Below are 15,585 nucleotides of genomic sequence, written 5' to 3' on the forward strand. Positions count from 1 at the left end.
TCTTAACCGCTGGGCGCCCGTTTTCATTGACCTGTGCCAGCCGAACACATAGATACGGCGTCGCCCGGCGATCCGTCGCGAACGTCGTGCCGGCAGGAAGTCTGGAGCGCAGCGCCCGGAGCGAGCACCAGCGCGTGAGGAGGCGAGCACCATGCGGCGCGGCCGGCGCGAGTCGCAGCAGGACTGCGGGGGTGACGAGTTATTCGTCGTCGAACTGATAACTGCCCGGCGCCAGGTTCTCGAAGCGTGAGTATTTGCCGAGGAAAGCCAGGCGCGCCGTACCCAGCGGGCCGTTACGCTGCTTGCCGATGATGATCTCGGCGACCCCCTTGTACTCGGTCTCGGGGTGATAAACCTCGTCGCGGTAGACGAACATGATGATGTCGGCGTCCTGCTCGATTGCCCCGGATTCGCGCAAGTCGGAGTTGATCGGGCGCTTGTTCGGTCGCTGCTCCAGGCCACGGTTGAGCTGCGACAGGGCAATAACCGGACAGTTGAATTCCTTGGCCAGGCCCTTGAGCGAGCGCGAAATCTCGGAAATTTCGTTGACCCGGTTGTCACCACTGGATCCGGGAATCTGCATCAACTGCAGGTAGTCGACCATGATCAGGCCGATCTCGCCGTGCTCGCGGGCCAGGCGCCGGGTGCGTGCGCGCATCTCCGACGGGCTGATGCCGGCCGTGTCGTCGATGAACAGTTTGCGGTCGTTGAGCAGGTTGACCGCCGAGGTCAGGCGCGGCCAATCGTCGTCGTCCAGGCGGCCTGCACGCACCTTGGTCTGGTCGATGCGCCCGAGCGAGGCGAGCATACGAATCACGATGGATTCCGACGGCATCTCCAGCGAGTAGACGAGGATCGCCTTGTCGCTGCGCATCAGGGCGTTTTCCACCAGGTTCATGGCGAAGGTGGTCTTACCCATGGACGGACGACCGGCGACGATGATCATGTCCGCCGGCTGCAGGCCGCTGGTCAGGTTGTCCAGATCCGTGAAGCCGGTAGACAGACCGGTGATCGCATCGCCGGCATTGAACAGCGAGTCGATACGGTCGATGGCCTTGACCAGGATGTCGTTGATGCCCACCGGACCACCGGTCTTGGGCCGTGCCTCGGCGATCTGGAAGATCAGGCGCTCGGCCTCATCGAGGATTTCTTCGCCCGTACGCCCTTGAGGGGCATAGGCGCTATCGGCGATCTCCGAGCTGATGCCGATCAATTGGCGCAAGGTCGCCCGCTCGCGAATGATCTGCGCATAGGCCTTGATGTTGGCCACCGACGGCGTGTTCTTCGCCAGCTCGCCGAGGTAGGCCAGGCCACCGACCTGGCTGAGCTGCCCTTCCTTGTCCAACTGCTCGGACAAGGTCACCACGTCGAACGGCGCATTGCGCTCGGCCAACTTGTAGATGGCACGAAAGATCAGGCGATGATCATGGCGGTAGAAGTCGCCATCGGAAACCTGGTCCAGCACACGTTCCCAGGCATTGTTGTCCAGCATCAGACCGCCCAGCACGGCCTGTTCGGCCTCGATGGAATGCGGCGGCACCTTGAGGGCGGCGGTTTCCAGATCGTATTGCTGAGGGCTGCTGATGTCGTTCATGGCACCTGTGGTTCCAACGCGCAGAGGCTTTTACAAATACCGGCTTTGCAAAAGGCTCTTCTGAAAAACAAAGGGCACGACACCGCAGATGCGATGCCGTGCCCGATTGTCAGCAGGCCGGCGCGTGAGCGCAAGCCCGCAGGTCGGCTGACTTAGGCAGCTACGACAACAACCTTGACGGTTGCTTCAACGTCGGTGTGCAGGTGCACAGCTACGTCGAATTCGCCTACCTGGCGAATGGTGCCGTTCGGCAGACGAACTTCAGCTTTGGCCACTTCAACGCCAGCGGCGGTCAGGGCGTCAGCAATGTCGTGAGTACCGATGGAACCGAACAGCTTGCCTTCGTCACCGGCAGTGGCCGTGATGGTCACTTCCAGCTCAGCCAGCTGGGCAGCGCGAGATTCAGCGGATGCTTTCTTCTCGGCAGCGGCCTTTTCCAGCTCAGCGCGACGAACTTCGAACGCAGCAACGTTCTCAGCAGTAGCGGCAGTAGCCTTGCCTTGCGGCAGCAGGTAGTTGCGGCCGTAACCGGCTTTTACATTGACCTTGTCGCCCAGGTTGCCCAGGTTGGCGATTTTTTCCAGCAGGATAACTTCCATTTGGGTCTTACCTCTTAACTTTTAACCTTCACCGTTCGTGGAGCCGGCGTCGTTCTTCGGCGCTCGGCGGCCACGAAAATCAATCAGACTGTCGACGATGGCCAAGGCCACCAGTAACGGATAAACCAGCTGCAACTGCAAAAGCATTAGTACGTACAGCCCGACCAACCAAAACCTGGGAAGACCCAGTCCGTGCATAAGCGCCATCCCGGCAAACGCCAGTGGCACACTGCACAGCGGCGTCAGCATGGCGAGCTCTGCACCGAAATTCGGCCCGATGAGCATCGCCGTGAGCAAGCCGAAAGCCAGCATCGGCGGCAGTCGCAGGGCTTGAAACTCGCGCCCGAAACCACCTGGGTTGTACAACAACGCCTGCCAGTACCGCCCAAGCATCAGGCAGAGCAAGCTGACGATCTGCAACAGTGCAGCCATCAAACCGGTGAGTACCGGTGTAATCAGTGACTCCAGGCGCCCTCGCTCATCTACCGATAACTGCTGGTAGGCCCCATCGAGCATTTGCGGCATGAGTTTCTGCAACTGCGCCGCAATCTCTGCGATGGGTTCGCGGAACACCGCTCCCAGAACCACACTGAACACCAGACCGACCGCCATGCTGACAAGCAGCACGCGAACCCAGGAATGACCGGCGCGCAACATCAACGCCAGCCCCATCGAACTCAGCAGCACCAACAAGATGCGCGGATCACCGAAATACCACCAGACCAAGGCCGGCAGTATCGCCCAGGCAAGAATGCCAATGGCATCCCTCGGACCCCGCCGCAGCAGCACCAGGCAGCTAGCGGCGGCACTCAACCAGAACAACAGCGGCAATGCCGCCGAAATCACCACCACCAGGGTGGCCTGCACGCGACCGCGCATGATGAACTCAGCAATGGCGCGCATGCGATCTATCCCTTACTACTTGTCGACCTTCCGGTCTCAGCGGCCGTGGCTGTCGGTGTAGGGCAGCAGGGCCAGGTAGCGGGCGCGCTTGATAGCGGTCGCCAGCTGACGCTGGTACTTGGCCTTGGTACCGGTAATACGGCTAGGAACAATCTTGCCGGTTTCGGAGATGTAGGCTTTCAGGGTGTTGAGATCTTTGAAGTCGATCTCTTTCACGCCTTCGGCAGTGAAACGGCAGAACTTACGACGACGGAAAAAACGTGCCATGACAGTGGCTCCTCAATAGATCTGTGGATTACTCGTCAGCGTTGTCGTTGCTATCGCTGTTGTCGCCGTCGTCGCCTTCGGCGCCATCGGTGCTTTCAACGCGATCGCGACGTTCACGACGCTCGCTGCGGTTTTCCTCAGCCTTGAGCATCTCGGACTGGCCAGTAACGGCTTCGTCGCGACGGATGACCAGGTTACGGATCACGGCATCGTTGTAGCGGAAGTTGTCTTCCAGCTCGGCCAGGGCTTTGCCGCTGCACTCAACGTTCAGCATCACGTAGTGAGCCTTGTGAACATTGTTGATGGCGTAAGCCAGTTGGCGACGGCCCCAGTCTTCCAGGCGATGGATCTTGCCGCCGTCTTCTTCGATCAGCTTGGTGTAACGCTCGACCATGCCGCCGACTTGCTCGCTCTGGTCCGGGTGAACCAGAAAGATGATTTCGTAATGACGCATGAATGCTCCTTACGGGTTGTAGCCTGCCAACAAAAGATGGTCAGGCAAGGAGTGAATGACTCGTTCTGAACTTGCCGGAAGATAGGCGCGAAAACGCCTGCCATCACGGCAAGGGGCGACATTCTAGAGAAGCCCCCCGCCAGGCGCAAGGCGAACTGGTGATTATTTGAACAGCTTGAGAAACGACGGCGCGCCCACGGAGGGCGCGCAATTGTTGTCGCACAGGAGCTCAGGCCTTGGCCACAGCCCTGCGCTGCCGCACCGCCTCGAACAGGCAGACGCCAGTCGCCACGGAAACGTTGAGGCTGCTGACACTGCCTGCCATCGGCAACTTCACCAGATAGTCGCAATGATCGCGGGTCAGGCGGCGCATGCCCTTGCCTTCGGCACCCATGATCAACACCGTTGGCCCGGTCAGGTCCTGCTGATACAGCTCTTGCTCGGCCTCGCCCGCCGTACCGACCAGCCACAGCCCGCGCTGCTGGAGTTTCTCCAGGGTGCGCGCCAGGTTGGTCACGGCAACCAGTGGAATCACTTCGGCAGCACCGCAGGCGACCTTGCGCACCGTGGCATTGAGCGTGGCGGACTTGTCCTTCGGCACGATCACCGCCAAAGCGCCCGCCGCATCGGCGGTACGCAGGCAGGCACCGAGGTTGTGCGGGTCGGTCACCCCGTCCAGCACCAGCAGCAATGGCGGCCCCTCACGACGGTCGAGCAGCTCTTCGAGCATGGCCTCGCCCCACACCTGGCTGGGGCTGACTTCTGCCACCACACCTTGGTGCACGCCTTCGGCCCACTCATCCAGCTCGCGGCGATCCTTCTGCCCAACCGGCACGCGATTCTGCCCAGCCAGATCCAGCAGGGTCTTGATCCGCGGATCCTGGCGGCTTTCGGCCAACCAGAGCTGCTTGACCCGCTTCGGATGGTGACGCAACAGCGCCTCTACAGCATGCACGCCGTAGACCTTTTCCAACTGACTCATGACTTCGCCTTGCGCTTGCGTGGCTTGCTCGCCGACGGCGCAGCGTCAGCCTTCGGCGCACCCTTGCGATGGGTCGACGGCTTCTTCGCCGCCCCCTCACCCGAACGCCCGCCACCACTACGCGATGGAGCCGGCTTGCTGCCGGCTTTGGCGCCAGCCAGCAACGCCTTCTTCAGGTCACGACTCTTCTGCACGTCGGTATTGCTGGTCGCCGGCTCGGCCTTGGTACGCCGCCCGCCTCGCTCGGCAGTTGCCTTTTCCGCCACCGGCTCGCCCGCCGCACCACGACGTTTGCGCCCGACCGGCGCATCCACCGCAGCCTGGGACAACTCGAAGTCGATCTTGCGCTCGTCGAGATCGACGCGCATGACCTTGACCTCGACGCTGTCACCAAGCCGGAAGCTGCGCCCACTGCGCTCACCAGCCAGGCGATGATGCACAGGGTCGAAGTGGTAGTAGTCGCCCGGCAGGGCCGTCACATGCACCAGGCCTTCGACGTAGATATCTTTCAGCTCGACGAACAGGCCAAAACCGGTCACCGCCGTGATCACACCGCCGAAGGTTTCGCCGACGCGATCCTTCATGAATTCGCACTTGAGCCAGTTGACCACGTCGCGCGTGGCTTCGTCGGCACGCCGCTCGGTCATCGAGCACTGCTCACCGAGCTGCTCCAGCGCCGCCTCGTCGTACGGATAGATACGCGCCTTGGGCATGCTGACCGCGCCGGCACGTTGCACATGAGTGGTTTCGCGCTTGGAGCGGATCACGCTGCGAATGGCACGGTGCACCAGCAGATCCGGATAACGGCGGATCGGCGAGGTGAAGTGCGTATACGCTTCGTAGTTGAGCCCGAAGTGACCATTGTTGTCGGCGCTGTAGACCGCCTGGCTCAACGAGCGCAGCATCACGGTCTGGATCAGGTGAAAATCCGGCCGCCCCTGAATGCTGTGCAGGAGCTTCTGGTAGTCCTTCGGCGACGGACCTTCCTTGCCCTTGTGCAAGCCAAGCCCCAGCTCGGTCAGGAATGCCTTGAGCTTCTCCAGACGCTCCGGCGGCGGACCATCATGCACACGGTACAGGGACGGAATTTCGTGCTTCAGCATGAACTGCGCCGTTGCCACGTTGGCCGCCAGCATGCATTCCTCGATCAGCTTGTGTGCTTCGTTGCGCTGGGTCGGCCGAATCTCGGCGATCTTGCGCTCGGCACCGAAGATGATGCGGGTTTCCTGAGTCTCGAAATCGATGGCACCGCGCTCATGACGAGCCGCCAGCAACGACTGGTACAGCGAGTAGAGCTGCTTGAGGTGCGGCAGGACTTCCTTGTACTCGGTACGCAGCGCCTTGCCTTCGGCGCTTTTCGGCTGCTCCAGCATATAACTGACCTTGTTGTAGGTCAGGCGCGCATGGGAGTGAATCACCGCCTCGTAGAACTGGTAATCCACCAGCTTGCCAGCCTTGGACATGGTCATTTCGCAGACCATGGCCAGGCGATCGACATGCGGATTCAGCGAGCACAGGCCGTTGGACAGCTCTTCCGGCAGCATCGGCACCACGCGCTCGGGGAAATACACCGAGTTACCGCGCTTCTGCGCCTCTTCATCCAGGGCCGAACCGACTTTGACGTAGTGCGATACGTCGGCAATCGCCACGTAGAGCTTCCAACCACCGGAAAACAGCTTCCAGGCACTGCTGTTCTTTTCGCAGTAGACCGCATCATCGAAGTCGCGCGCATCTTCGCCATCAATGGTGACGAACGGCAGGTGACGCAGGTCGACGCGCCTCTCCTTGTCCGCCTCTTCCACGTCTGGCTTGAGCTTACGCGCCTCCTTGACCACCGCCTCGGGCCAGACATGCGGAATGTCGTAGCTGCGCAAGGCAACGTCGATTTCCATGCCAGGCGCCATGTAATTGCCGATCACCTCGACGATATCGCCTTGCGGCTGGAAACGCGTCGTCGGCCAATGGGTGATCTTGATACCAACGAACTGGCCAATCTTGGCGTTGCCGGTACGTCCCGGCGTAACCAGAACTTCCTGCTGGATCTTCGGGTTGTCGGACTCGACATAACCGATGCCACCTTCCTCGAAGTAGCGCCCGACGATCACCTCATGGGCGCGATGGATCACTTCGACGATGGCACCCTCACGACGACCACGACGGTCGAAGCCGGAAACCCGTGCCAGAGCACGATCACCATCAAACACCAGGCGCATCTGCGCCGGGCTGAGAAACAGGTCGTCACTGCCGTCGTCCGGCACGAGGAAACCGAAACCGTCACGATGACCGCTGATGCGCCCACAGATCAGGTCCAGCTTGTCCACCGGTGCGTAGGTGCCACGGCGGGTATAGATAAGTTGACCATCGCGCTCCATGGCGCGCAGACGACGACGCAGGGCTTCCAGCTGCTCATCGGTCGTCAGGCCGAATTCGGCCACCAGCTCTTCGCGAGCAGCGGGTGAACCACGCTCGGACAGGTGCTGCAGAATCAGCTCGCGGCTGGGGATGGGGTTTTCGTATTTTTCCGCCTCGCGGGCGGCCTCAGGGTCGAGGGATTGCCAATCGGCCATTAAGTGAAATCACCTTTACGCTTATATAGATGTGTTTGCCATATGCCTATTGAAGCGCGAAATAGCCATTTGGGTCAGCTTTTCAAGCGACAATAATTTTTTTGCCGTCAGGGGTTTACAAGAAAAAACACCAACCGTATTATTCGCGCCCACAACGTTGCTGAGACGTTGTACCACGGAAACGCTGAGCAATCATTGTTTCCTGTGCCCAGGTGGCGGAATTGGTAGACGCACTAGGTTCAGGTCCTAGCGGTGGCAACACCGTGGAAGTTCGAGTCTTCTCCTGGGCACCACTCTTCAGAAACCGAGCCGACGGCTCGGTTTCGTTTTTAACGGCGCAGCATGCCGTATCGTTAACTCGGTAAAAAGCTGCAAAAAGTCGGTGAGCAATCATCGCAATGTGCCCAGGTGGCGGAATTGGTAGACGCACTAGGTTCAGGTCCTAGCGGTGGCAACACCGTGGAAGTTCGAGTCTTCTCCTGGGCACCACTCTTCAAACAAAACCGAGCCCCTGGCTCGGTTTTGTCTTTTCTGGGCCTTACAATTCTTCGCCCCGCCCCCGCCGAAACCCATCACGCCAACGCAAAACGTATACCCCAGAAAAAACAAAGGCCGCACTAGGCGGCCTTTGCACTCAATCACGCCTACTCAGGCAAACGGATGGCGCAGAACGATGGTCTCGTTGCGATCCGGCCCGGTAGAGATGATATCGATAGGTGCACCCACCAACTCTTCGATGCGCTTGATGTAAGCACGCGCAGCTGCCGGCAGCTCTTCCAGGGTCTTGGCGCCCAGGGTCGACTCACTCCAACCCGGCATTTCCTCATACACCGGCTGCAGGCCGAGATAGCTGTCGGCATCGGTCGGCGCATCGACCACTACCGCACCATTCTCATCCTTGTAGCCAACACAGATGCTGATGGTTTCCAGGCCATCCAGCACGTCCAGCTTGGTCAGGCAGATGCCCGAGATGCTGTTGACGTCGATGGCACGACGCAGGATGACGGCATCGAACCAGCCACAACGACGCGCACGCCCCGTGGTGGAGCCGAACTCATGGCCACGCTTGGCCAAGGTGGCGCCCGTCTCGTCGAACAGCTCGGTCGGGAACGGACCGGAACCCACGCGAGTGGTGTAGGCCTTGGTGATGCCCAGGATGTAATCCAGGTACATCGGACCAACGCCAGAACCGGTGGAGATGCCGCCAGCAGTGGTGTTCGAGCTGGTGACGTACGGGTAGGTGCCGTGGTCGATGTCCAGCAGCGAGCCCTGAGCGCCTTCGAACATGATGTCCTTGCCGGCGCGACGCAGGTTGTGCAGCTCGGCGGTGACGTCGAGCATCATCGGCTTGAGCTGCTCGGCGTAGGCCATGCACTCGTCCAGGGTTTGCTGGAAGTCGATAGCCGGCTCTTTGTAGTAATTGACCAGCTGGAAGTTGTGGTAGTCCAACAGCTCACCCAGCTTGGCAGCGAAACGCTCGCGATGGAACAGGTCGCCCACGCGCAGGCCGCGGCGTGCAACCTTGTCCTCGTAGGCCGGGCCGATACCGCGACCAGTGGTACCGATCTTGGCTTCACCGCGTGCCTTCTCGCGCGCCTGGTCCAGCGCCACGTGGTAGGACAGGATCAGCGGAGCAGCCGGACTGATACGCAGCCGTTCACGCACCGGAACACCCTTCTCTTCCAGCTTGGTGATTTCCCGCATCAGGGCATCAGGAGCGACGACCACGCCGTTGCCGATCAGGCATTGCACGCCCTCACGCAGAATGCCGGAAGGAATCAGGTGCAGAACGGTCTTCTCACCATTGATCACCAGGGTGTGGCCCGCATTGTGGCCACCTTGGTAGCGCACGACGGCGGCAGCATGCTCGGTCAGCAGATCAACGATCTTGCCTTTGCCCTCATCACCCCACTGGGTACCCAGGACGACGACATTCTTACCCATAACACTTTTCCTCTTTGCGGAAGCTCGATGCCGGTCCGACCGGCGGAAATCTTTCAGGACGCCAGAGGCGCCACATGCCACTGCCCGTTACGCAACTCCAGCCGGCTACCACAGGCAGCCTCACGCGCGGCGGCATCATCCTGACCAGGAAGCGCCTGCACCACACGCACACCCTCGCGACGAAGACGCTGCACGGCCTGCCACAGGGCAACATCCTGGACATTCGGCGCCCATACACCCGGAGCAAGCTCCGCAAGCTGCATGTCACCAAGGCTGACCAGCGCCTTCAAATCCGTGGAGAAGCCGGTCGCCGGGCGGGCCCGACCAAAGTCAGCGCCGATATCGTCGTAACGCCCACCCTGGGCAATCGACTGCCCCTCTCCGGGAACGAACGCCGCGAACACCACCCCGGTGTGATAGTGGTAGCCACGCAGCTCACCCAGATCGAAATACAACGGCAACGCCGGGTAGCGCAGCGCCAACTCATCCGCCACAGCCACCAGATCCGCCAGGGCCGCGCGCACGTCAGCCGGCGCCTCGACCAGCAAGACCCCTGCCTGCACGAGCACGTCACGCCCGCCGCACAACTGCACCAACGCCCGCAACATGCCCGCCAGCGAAGCAGGCAGATCAGCCGTCAGCGCAACAACCTCATCGACCGCCTTGCGCTGCAAGGCATCGAACAACTGCTGCTCGACCTCGCCGGACAGCCCGGCAGCCCGCGCCAGGCCGCGATAGATACCAACATGACCGAGGTCCATGTGCACATCAGGTACACGCGCCAACTCCAGCATATCGAGCATCAGACTGATGATCTCGACATCACTGGCCGGACTGGCGTCACCATAGAGCTCGGCGCCCAGCTGAATGGGACTACGCGAGGTAGAAAGCGCACGCGGCTGCGCATGCAGCACACTACCGGCATAACACAGACGGCTCGGCCCCTCGCGACGCAGCGTGTGCGCATCGATGCGCGCCACTTGCGGCGTGATATCGGCCCGGAACCCCATCAGGCGACCCGACAAGGGATCGGTCACCTTGAAGGTACGCAGATCCAGATCCTGGCCAGCACCGGTGAGCAGGGATTCAAGGTATTCGATGTGCGGCGTCACGACGAGCTCGTAACCCCAGCACTGGAACAGATCCAGCACCTGGCGGCGCGCCGCCTCGATACGCGCCGCTTCCGGCGGCAGTACTTCTTCGATGCCATCTGGCAGCAGCCAGCGGTCTACCGTTGCCATTTCGCCATTCCCCTCTCGGTACGGGCGGCAAGCCTTCAATGAAGCAGATACAGGAGACAACCTGGCGAGCGGCCAGCCTGTCTGTCGGCGCGATACACCTCATTCGAAGTGCCCAGCACCCACTTATGATCCTGCAGACGCAAAAAAGCCGGGCTTGTTACCCGGCTGGCTCATGATAACACGTTTTCCCTGATGATCACCCCGACAGGCCGAATGGCCATGCCGGGACAATCACACGGCCCCCGTTATCAGGGCTTGGACTGGCGCAGGTAGCGGAAGAATTCGCTATTGGGGTCCAGAACCAATACATCACCTTTGCTGGAGAAGCTTTCGCGGTAGGCACCCAGGCTACGGTAGAACGCATAGAACTCCGGGTTCGCCCCGTAGGCCTTGGCGTAGATGGCCGCTGCTTTCGCATCACCATCACCGCGAACTTCCTCCGACTCACGATAAGCCTCGGCCAGCAGCACACGCTTCTGACGATCCGCGTCAGCACGAATGCCCTCAGCAAGCTCCTTACCTTTGGCGCGGTGCTCACGAGCCTCACGCTCACGCTCGGAACCCATGCGGTCGAATACGCTGCGATAAACCTCTTTCGGCAGATCGATAGCCTTGACCCGCACGTCCACCACCTCGATACCCAGCTCTTTCTGCGCCATGGTATTCAACGAGTTGGTGATCGCCGCCATCAGGCTGTCACGCTCACCGGATACCACCTGATGCAGGGTGCGAGTACCAAACTGGTTGGCCAGCGCAGAAACCAGACGCTGCGACAGACGATCATCGGCGATCTGCTTCATGCCCGAGGTCGCAGTATAGAAACGCTCGGCATCCGCCACACGCCATTTGGCGTAGGCATCGACCATCACTGCTTTCTTTTCCTGGGTCAGGATGCGCTGGATGGGAGACTCCAGTGTCAGCAGGCGCGCATCGAACTTGCGCACCTGGTTGACCATGGGAATCTTCACATGCAGACCAGGCTGCACATCGGCCACCTGGATCTTACCGAACTGCAGGAGCACAGCCTTTTCCGTCTGATTGACGATGTACAGGCTGTTCCAGGCCAGCACAGCGATAATCACGGCCCCGATAAGGGCAAACAACGCTTTATTGCTCATCAGCGGCTCTCCCTCGAACGCAGGTCACGCTGCTCCAGATCGCCAATGATCCGCGTAGTCGCACTATTACCGGCAGCAGAAGGACCACTGCTGCCAGCTGCACTATTACCGCCGCGACCATCTATCATCTTGTCCAGCGGCAGGTAAAGCAGATTGCTCTGCCCATCCTTGCCCGTCACCAGCACTTTGCTGGTGTTGGAGAAGACTTGCTCCATGGTGTCCAGATACAGACGCTGGCGCGTCACTTCCGGCGCCTTGCTGTACTCGGTCAGCAGCTTGCTGAAGCGATCCGCCTCACCCTCTGCACGCGATACAACCTCATCACGATAACCGTTGGCATCCTCGATGATGCGCTGCGCCTGACCACGCGCCTCAGGCACCACGCCGTTGGCATAGCTTTCCGCCTGGTTCTTCTCGCGCTGCTCGTCTTCACGGGCACGAATCACGTCATCGAACGCATCCTTGACCTCGGCCGGAGCCGTGGCGCGCTGAATGTTGACCTGAGTAACGGTGATACCGGTGCCGTAGTTGTCGAGGAAGTCCTGCAGACGCCGACTCACATCCACCGACATTTTTTCACGACCCAGCGTGATGACTTCATCCATCGACGTGGAACCGGCAACGTGACGCAGCGCACTCTCGGTCGCATGCTGCAAGCTGATTTCCGGCTGGTCGACGTTGAGCACGAAGTCCTTCAGGTTGCTGATCTTGTACTGCACGGTCAGCGGCACCTCGACGATGTTCTCGTCCTCGGTGAGCATCTGCCCCTGCTTGGTGAACGAGCGTTCCCGGGTCACGTTCTCCTGGAACTTCCTGTCGATTGGCGGGAAGTAGATATTCAGACCCTGACCGACTGTCTCGTGGTATTTACCGAGACGCAGGATAACCGCCTGCTCCTGGGCATCAACGATGTAAACGGCATTCCACAGCCACACCAGGAACAGCAAGCCGAGCCCGATGCCGAGCAGGCCAAAGCCTCCCCCACTACTGGCGCCATCGCCACCACGTTTCTTGCCGCCACCGAAGATACCGTTGAGGCTCTCCTGTAATTTGCGGAAGGCCTCATCGAGATCCGGCGGTCCCCCCTTGCGGCCACCGCCTTTGCGGTTACCCCAGGGATCCTGATTATTCGAATTGCCACCCGGCTCATTCCAAGCCATAGCGCTCTCCATCTGACAAAGCAAAGACGCGCCCGCGGCGCGCCGCCCAATGCTACAGATGCCCGCCCCTCGCCGCAAAAACGATAGGGCAGGCTTTATTGCAAAGTGTGTTGCTCGAGGAATTCCTGCGGCTGCCAACCTTCACGACTGACCAGCCGATTGAGCTCGACACGCGGCAAGCGGATAGCCAGCAGCATATCGCCTTCCTCGTTGTGTTCCTCGCTCTGCACCGCATTCAGCGCAAAGAACTGAGCACGCATACGCCCGAGCCGCTGCGGCAAGCACAACGTACCCACGAACAGATCATCGCCGAGCAATTCGGCAACCGCCTGACGCAACAGCCCCAGGCCACTGCCATCCTGCGCAGAGAGCCAGACGCGCACCGGCTTGCCATCACCATCCCGCTGAATCTGCGGCTCGACGGCTTCAAGCAGGTCGATCTTGTTGTACACCTCGAGTATCGGCAACTCGTCCGCGCCGATCTCGCCAAGTACCGCCAGTACCTGCTCGATCTGCTCATCACGTTCCGGCTCATGGGAGTCAATCACATGCAGCAGCAGATCGGCATTACTCGACTCTTCCAGCGTGGCACGAAACGCCTCGACCAGCTTGTGTGGCAGATGGCGGATGAAACCGACGGTATCCGCCAGAACCACCGGCCCCAGGTCATCGAGCTCGAGACGACGAAGCGTCGGGTCGAGCGTGGCGAACAACTGGTCTGCCGCGTACACCTCGGAGGTCGTCAGTGCATTGAACAGCGTCGACTTGCCGGCGTTGGTATAACCGACCAGTGAAACGGAGGGAATATCGGCGCGCTTGCGCCCACGACGAGCCTGCTCACGCTGGCTGCGGACCTTATCCAGGCGCTGCTTGATCTGACGAATGCGTACGCGCAACAACCGGCGGTCGGTCTCGAGCTGGGTCTCCCCAGGGCCACGCAAACCGATGCCACCCTTCTGCCGCTCAAGGTGGGTCCAGCCACGCACCAGACGCGTACTCATGTGCTCAAGCTGGGCCAACTCGACCTGCAGCTTGCCTTCATGCGTGCGCGCACGCTGGGCGAAGATATCGAGAATCAGACCGGTACGGTCCAGCACACGGCATTCCAGGACGCGCTCCAGGTTTCGCTCCTGGCTGGGCGTTAGCGTGTGGTTGAAGATGACCAGATCAGCCTGTTCGCTTTTGACCTGATCACGCAACTCTTCGACCTTGCCGCTGCCGATCAGGTATTTCGCAGTCGGCCGATGACGCGGCACATTGAAGAAGGCCACCATGTCGGCGCCCGCAGACAGGGCCAGTTCCCGGAATTCCTGCGGGTCTTCACGCGCCTCGGGATCCTGACCATCCAGGTGAACGAGAATGGCCCGCTCACCACCACCGTGGCGCTCAAAGAACAAGGTGGACTCCCGTCAAATGTTGCCCGGCTCGGATTGCTCGCCTTCGGTTGCGCTAGGCAGACGTACGGGACGGCTCGGGACAACGGTGGAAATAGCATGTTTGTAAACCATCTGGCTGACAGTGTTCTTCAGCAAGATGACGAACTGGTCGAAGGACTCGATCTGGCCTTGCAGCTTGATGCCGTTTACCAGATAGATGGAGACCGGTACGCGTTCCTTACGCAAGGTATTCAAGTAAGGGTCTTGTAGCGAATGCCCTTTTGACATGTGCCGCACTCCTGTAGGGGTCAAATAGTAGTAAAGCAAAAATGGCTTATGCCGTATCACGCCTGAGAACAAGGATAGACGGCCACCGAAGAGGTCTCACGCCAATATGGAGACCGAGTTCAGGTATTTCAAGGCGCAAGTCAGATTGTCGTCGGCCAGACTGTCCAGCCAATGCAGATCCTTCCAGCTACGTAGCCAGGTGAACTGTCGCTTGGCCAATTGGCGTGTGGCGATGATTCCCCTTTCCGTCATTTCATCGCGATTCAGCTGGCCATCCAGGTAATCCCATACCTGGCGGTAACCAACCGCACGAATCGACGGCAGCCCAGCGTGCAAATCGCCCCGCTGACGCAATGCTTCGACCTCGTCGATGAAGCCGTGTTCCAGCATTTGCTGAAAACGCGTGGCGATTCGTGTGTGCAACACGGAGCGCTGCAGGGGCGCAATGGCGAGGTGGGCCACAGTATAAGGCAAATGTGCCACCCCAGGGGCGTCTAAACCGCTATTTTGCGCGGCCTGACGCTCCCTGTGAGCCGTCATGGTCATGCCGCTGACCCGATAGACTTCAAGCGCCCGCACCAACCGTTGCGGGTCATTGGGATGAATGCGCGCGGCCGATTCCGGGTCGATACGGGCCAATTCGCGGTGCAGTTCGAGCAATCCCTCTGCCGCCGCACGCGCCTCCAGCTCGGCGCGCACCTGCGGATCGGCGCTCGGCATGTCAGCCAAGCCCTCCAGCAATGCCTTGTAATAAAGCATGGTGCCGCCAACCAGCAGCGGGATACGCCCGCGGGCCGTAGCCTGCGTCATCGCGGCCAGCGCATCGGCGCGAAACTCGGCCGCTGAATAGCTCTGCACCGGATCGCGAATGTCGATCAGGGCATGCGGAAAACGCTCGAGCACCTCAGGCTCCGGCTTGGCCGTGCCGATGTCCATGCCCCGGTAGATCAGCGCAGAATCGACACTGATCAGCTCGCACGGCAATGCCTCGGCCAGGGCCAAGGCCAAGTCGGTCTTGCCGGCGGCGGTCGGGCCCATCAGAAAAATAGCAGGGGGCAATGCAGACATCGGAAATTGGCGCTCCGCGCGCAG

At 60.5% G+C, this 15,585-nt stretch carries 14 protein-coding genes and 2 tRNA genes; 2 read left to right on the forward strand and 14 right to left on the reverse strand.

The window, feature by feature from the left end; all coding sequences use genetic code 11:
- Positions 1-199: 199 nt before the first annotated feature.
- From dnaB to rnr, 7 genes are all read right to left on the reverse strand, one after another.
- Positions 200-1,594: a replicative DNA helicase gene (gene dnaB / locus ACWPW0_RS19745; protein ID WP_447594318.1), complete on the reverse strand. Its 1,395-nt coding sequence runs from the start codon at positions 1,592-1,594 to the stop codon at positions 200-202.
- A gap of 152 nt (positions 1,595-1,746) precedes the next feature.
- Positions 1,747-2,193 carry a 50S ribosomal protein L9 gene (gene rplI, locus ACWPW0_RS19750; protein WP_447594320.1) on the reverse strand — a complete coding sequence of 149 codons (447 nt, stop codon included), beginning with the start codon at positions 2,191-2,193 and terminating at the stop codon, positions 1,747-1,749.
- Between the two features lie 21 nt (positions 2,194-2,214).
- Positions 2,215-3,096 (reverse strand): hypothetical protein, encoded by an 882-nt coding sequence (locus ACWPW0_RS19755; protein ID WP_454256281.1) that lies wholly within the window; start codon positions 3,094-3,096, stop codon positions 2,215-2,217.
- A 36-nt stretch (positions 3,097-3,132) separates the two neighbouring features.
- On the reverse strand, positions 3,133-3,363 hold the full coding sequence (rpsR, locus tag ACWPW0_RS19760) for a 30S ribosomal protein S18 (protein ID WP_003452992.1): 231 nt from the start codon (positions 3,361-3,363) through the stop codon (positions 3,133-3,135).
- Positions 3,364-3,391: 28 nt separating this feature from the next.
- The gene (rpsF, locus tag ACWPW0_RS19765) at positions 3,392-3,817 is read right to left on the reverse strand and encodes a 30S ribosomal protein S6 (RefSeq protein WP_447594325.1); all 426 of its coding nucleotides are present in this window, start codon (positions 3,815-3,817) and stop codon (positions 3,392-3,394) included.
- Between the two features lie 229 nt (positions 3,818-4,046).
- Entirely contained in the window at positions 4,047-4,799 is a 753-nt protein-coding gene (gene rlmB / locus ACWPW0_RS19770) for a 23S rRNA (guanosine(2251)-2'-O)-methyltransferase RlmB (protein ID WP_454256282.1), read from the reverse strand.
- The gene (rnr, locus tag ACWPW0_RS19775; RefSeq protein WP_454256283.1) at positions 4,796-7,366 is read right to left on the reverse strand and encodes a ribonuclease R; all 2,571 of its coding nucleotides are present in this window, start codon (positions 7,364-7,366) and stop codon (positions 4,796-4,798) included. Before rnr ends, rlmB begins: the two co-directional genes overlap by 4 nt.
- A gap of 206 nt (positions 7,367-7,572) precedes the next feature.
- Between rnr and ACWPW0_RS19780 the strand changes: the two genes are divergently transcribed.
- Both ACWPW0_RS19780 and ACWPW0_RS19785 read left to right on the forward strand, forming a co-directional pair.
- Positions 7,573-7,659, forward strand: a tRNA-Leu gene (locus ACWPW0_RS19780).
- A 109-nt stretch (positions 7,660-7,768) separates the two neighbouring features.
- A tRNA-Leu gene (locus ACWPW0_RS19785) sits at positions 7,769-7,855 on the forward strand.
- A 159-nt stretch (positions 7,856-8,014) separates the two neighbouring features.
- On the opposite strand, the gene ACWPW0_RS19790 is transcribed toward ACWPW0_RS19785, so the two are convergent.
- The 7 genes from ACWPW0_RS19790 to miaA all read right to left on the reverse strand — a co-directional run bounded on the left by ACWPW0_RS19790 (position 8,015) and on the right by miaA (position 15,561).
- Positions 8,015-9,310, reverse strand: a complete 1,296-nt coding sequence (locus tag ACWPW0_RS19790; protein ID WP_447594331.1) for an adenylosuccinate synthase — start codon at positions 9,308-9,310, stop codon at positions 8,015-8,017.
- Positions 9,311-9,363: 53 nt separating this feature from the next.
- Positions 9,364-10,551: an ATP phosphoribosyltransferase regulatory subunit gene (locus ACWPW0_RS19795; protein ID WP_454256284.1), complete on the reverse strand. Its 1,188-nt coding sequence runs from the start codon at positions 10,549-10,551 to the stop codon at positions 9,364-9,366.
- A gap of 248 nt (positions 10,552-10,799) precedes the next feature.
- The gene (gene hflC / locus ACWPW0_RS19800; protein ID WP_447594335.1) at positions 10,800-11,669 is read right to left on the reverse strand and encodes a protease modulator HflC; all 870 of its coding nucleotides are present in this window, start codon (positions 11,667-11,669) and stop codon (positions 10,800-10,802) included.
- On the reverse strand, positions 11,669-12,829 hold the full coding sequence (hflK, locus tag ACWPW0_RS19805) for an FtsH protease activity modulator HflK (protein WP_447594337.1): 1,161 nt from the start codon (positions 12,827-12,829) through the stop codon (positions 11,669-11,671). The genes hflC and hflK overlap by 1 nt, the downstream gene beginning before the upstream one ends.
- Positions 12,830-12,924: 95 nt before the next feature.
- Entirely contained in the window at positions 12,925-14,226 is a 1,302-nt protein-coding gene (gene hflX, locus ACWPW0_RS19810) for a ribosome rescue GTPase HflX (protein WP_454256285.1), read from the reverse strand.
- Between the two features lie 12 nt (positions 14,227-14,238).
- The gene (gene hfq, locus ACWPW0_RS19815; protein ID WP_447594341.1) at positions 14,239-14,493 is read right to left on the reverse strand and encodes an RNA chaperone Hfq; all 255 of its coding nucleotides are present in this window, start codon (positions 14,491-14,493) and stop codon (positions 14,239-14,241) included.
- 96 nt (positions 14,494-14,589) lie between these two features.
- Complete coding sequence (gene miaA / locus ACWPW0_RS19820; RefSeq protein ID WP_454256286.1) at positions 14,590-15,561, reverse strand: tRNA (adenosine(37)-N6)-dimethylallyltransferase MiaA; 972 nt, start codon at positions 15,559-15,561, stop codon at positions 14,590-14,592.
- Positions 15,562-15,585: the final 24 nt, after the last annotated feature.

This window comes from Pseudomonas sp. Marseille-Q8238 (assembly GCF_965111915.1).

What these genes read in the sequence shown, in the direction of transcription:
- miaA (WP_454256286.1), bottom strand. Translation starts at nt 15,561, where the DNA reads ATGTCTGCATTGCCCCCTGCTATTTTTCTGATGGGCCCGACCGCCGCC.
- dnaB (WP_447594318.1), bottom strand. Translation starts at nt 1,594, where the DNA reads ATGAACGACATCAGCAGCCCTCAGCAATACGATCTGGAAACCGCCGCC.
- rplI (WP_447594320.1), bottom strand. Translation starts at nt 2,193, where the DNA reads ATGGAAGTTATCCTGCTGGAAAAAATCGCCAACCTGGGCAACCTGGGC.
- rpsR (WP_003452992.1), bottom strand. Translation starts at nt 3,363, where the DNA reads ATGGCACGTTTTTTCCGTCGTCGTAAGTTCTGCCGTTTCACTGCCGAA.
- rpsF (WP_447594325.1), bottom strand. Translation starts at nt 3,817, where the DNA reads ATGCGTCATTACGAAATCATCTTTCTGGTTCACCCGGACCAGAGCGAG.
- hfq (WP_447594341.1), bottom strand. Translation starts at nt 14,493, where the DNA reads ATGTCAAAAGGGCATTCGCTACAAGACCCTTACTTGAATACCTTGCGT.
- ACWPW0_RS19790 (WP_447594331.1), bottom strand. Translation starts at nt 9,310, where the DNA reads ATGGGTAAGAATGTCGTCGTCCTGGGTACCCAGTGGGGTGATGAGGGC.
- rnr (WP_454256283.1), bottom strand. Translation starts at nt 7,366, where the DNA reads ATGGCCGATTGGCAATCCCTCGACCCTGAGGCCGCCCGCGAGGCGGAA.
- ACWPW0_RS19795 (WP_454256284.1), bottom strand. Translation starts at nt 10,551, where the DNA reads ATGGCAACGGTAGACCGCTGGCTGCTGCCAGATGGCATCGAAGAAGTA.
- hflC (WP_447594335.1), bottom strand. Translation starts at nt 11,669, where the DNA reads ATGAGCAATAAAGCGTTGTTTGCCCTTATCGGGGCCGTGATTATCGCT.
- ACWPW0_RS19755 (WP_454256281.1), bottom strand. Translation starts at nt 3,096, where the DNA reads ATGCGCGCCATTGCTGAGTTCATCATGCGCGGTCGCGTGCAGGCCACC.
- rlmB (WP_454256282.1), bottom strand. Translation starts at nt 4,799, where the DNA reads ATGAGTCAGTTGGAAAAGGTCTACGGCGTGCATGCTGTAGAGGCGCTG.
- hflK (WP_447594337.1), bottom strand. Translation starts at nt 12,829, where the DNA reads ATGGCTTGGAATGAGCCGGGTGGCAATTCGAATAATCAGGATCCCTGG.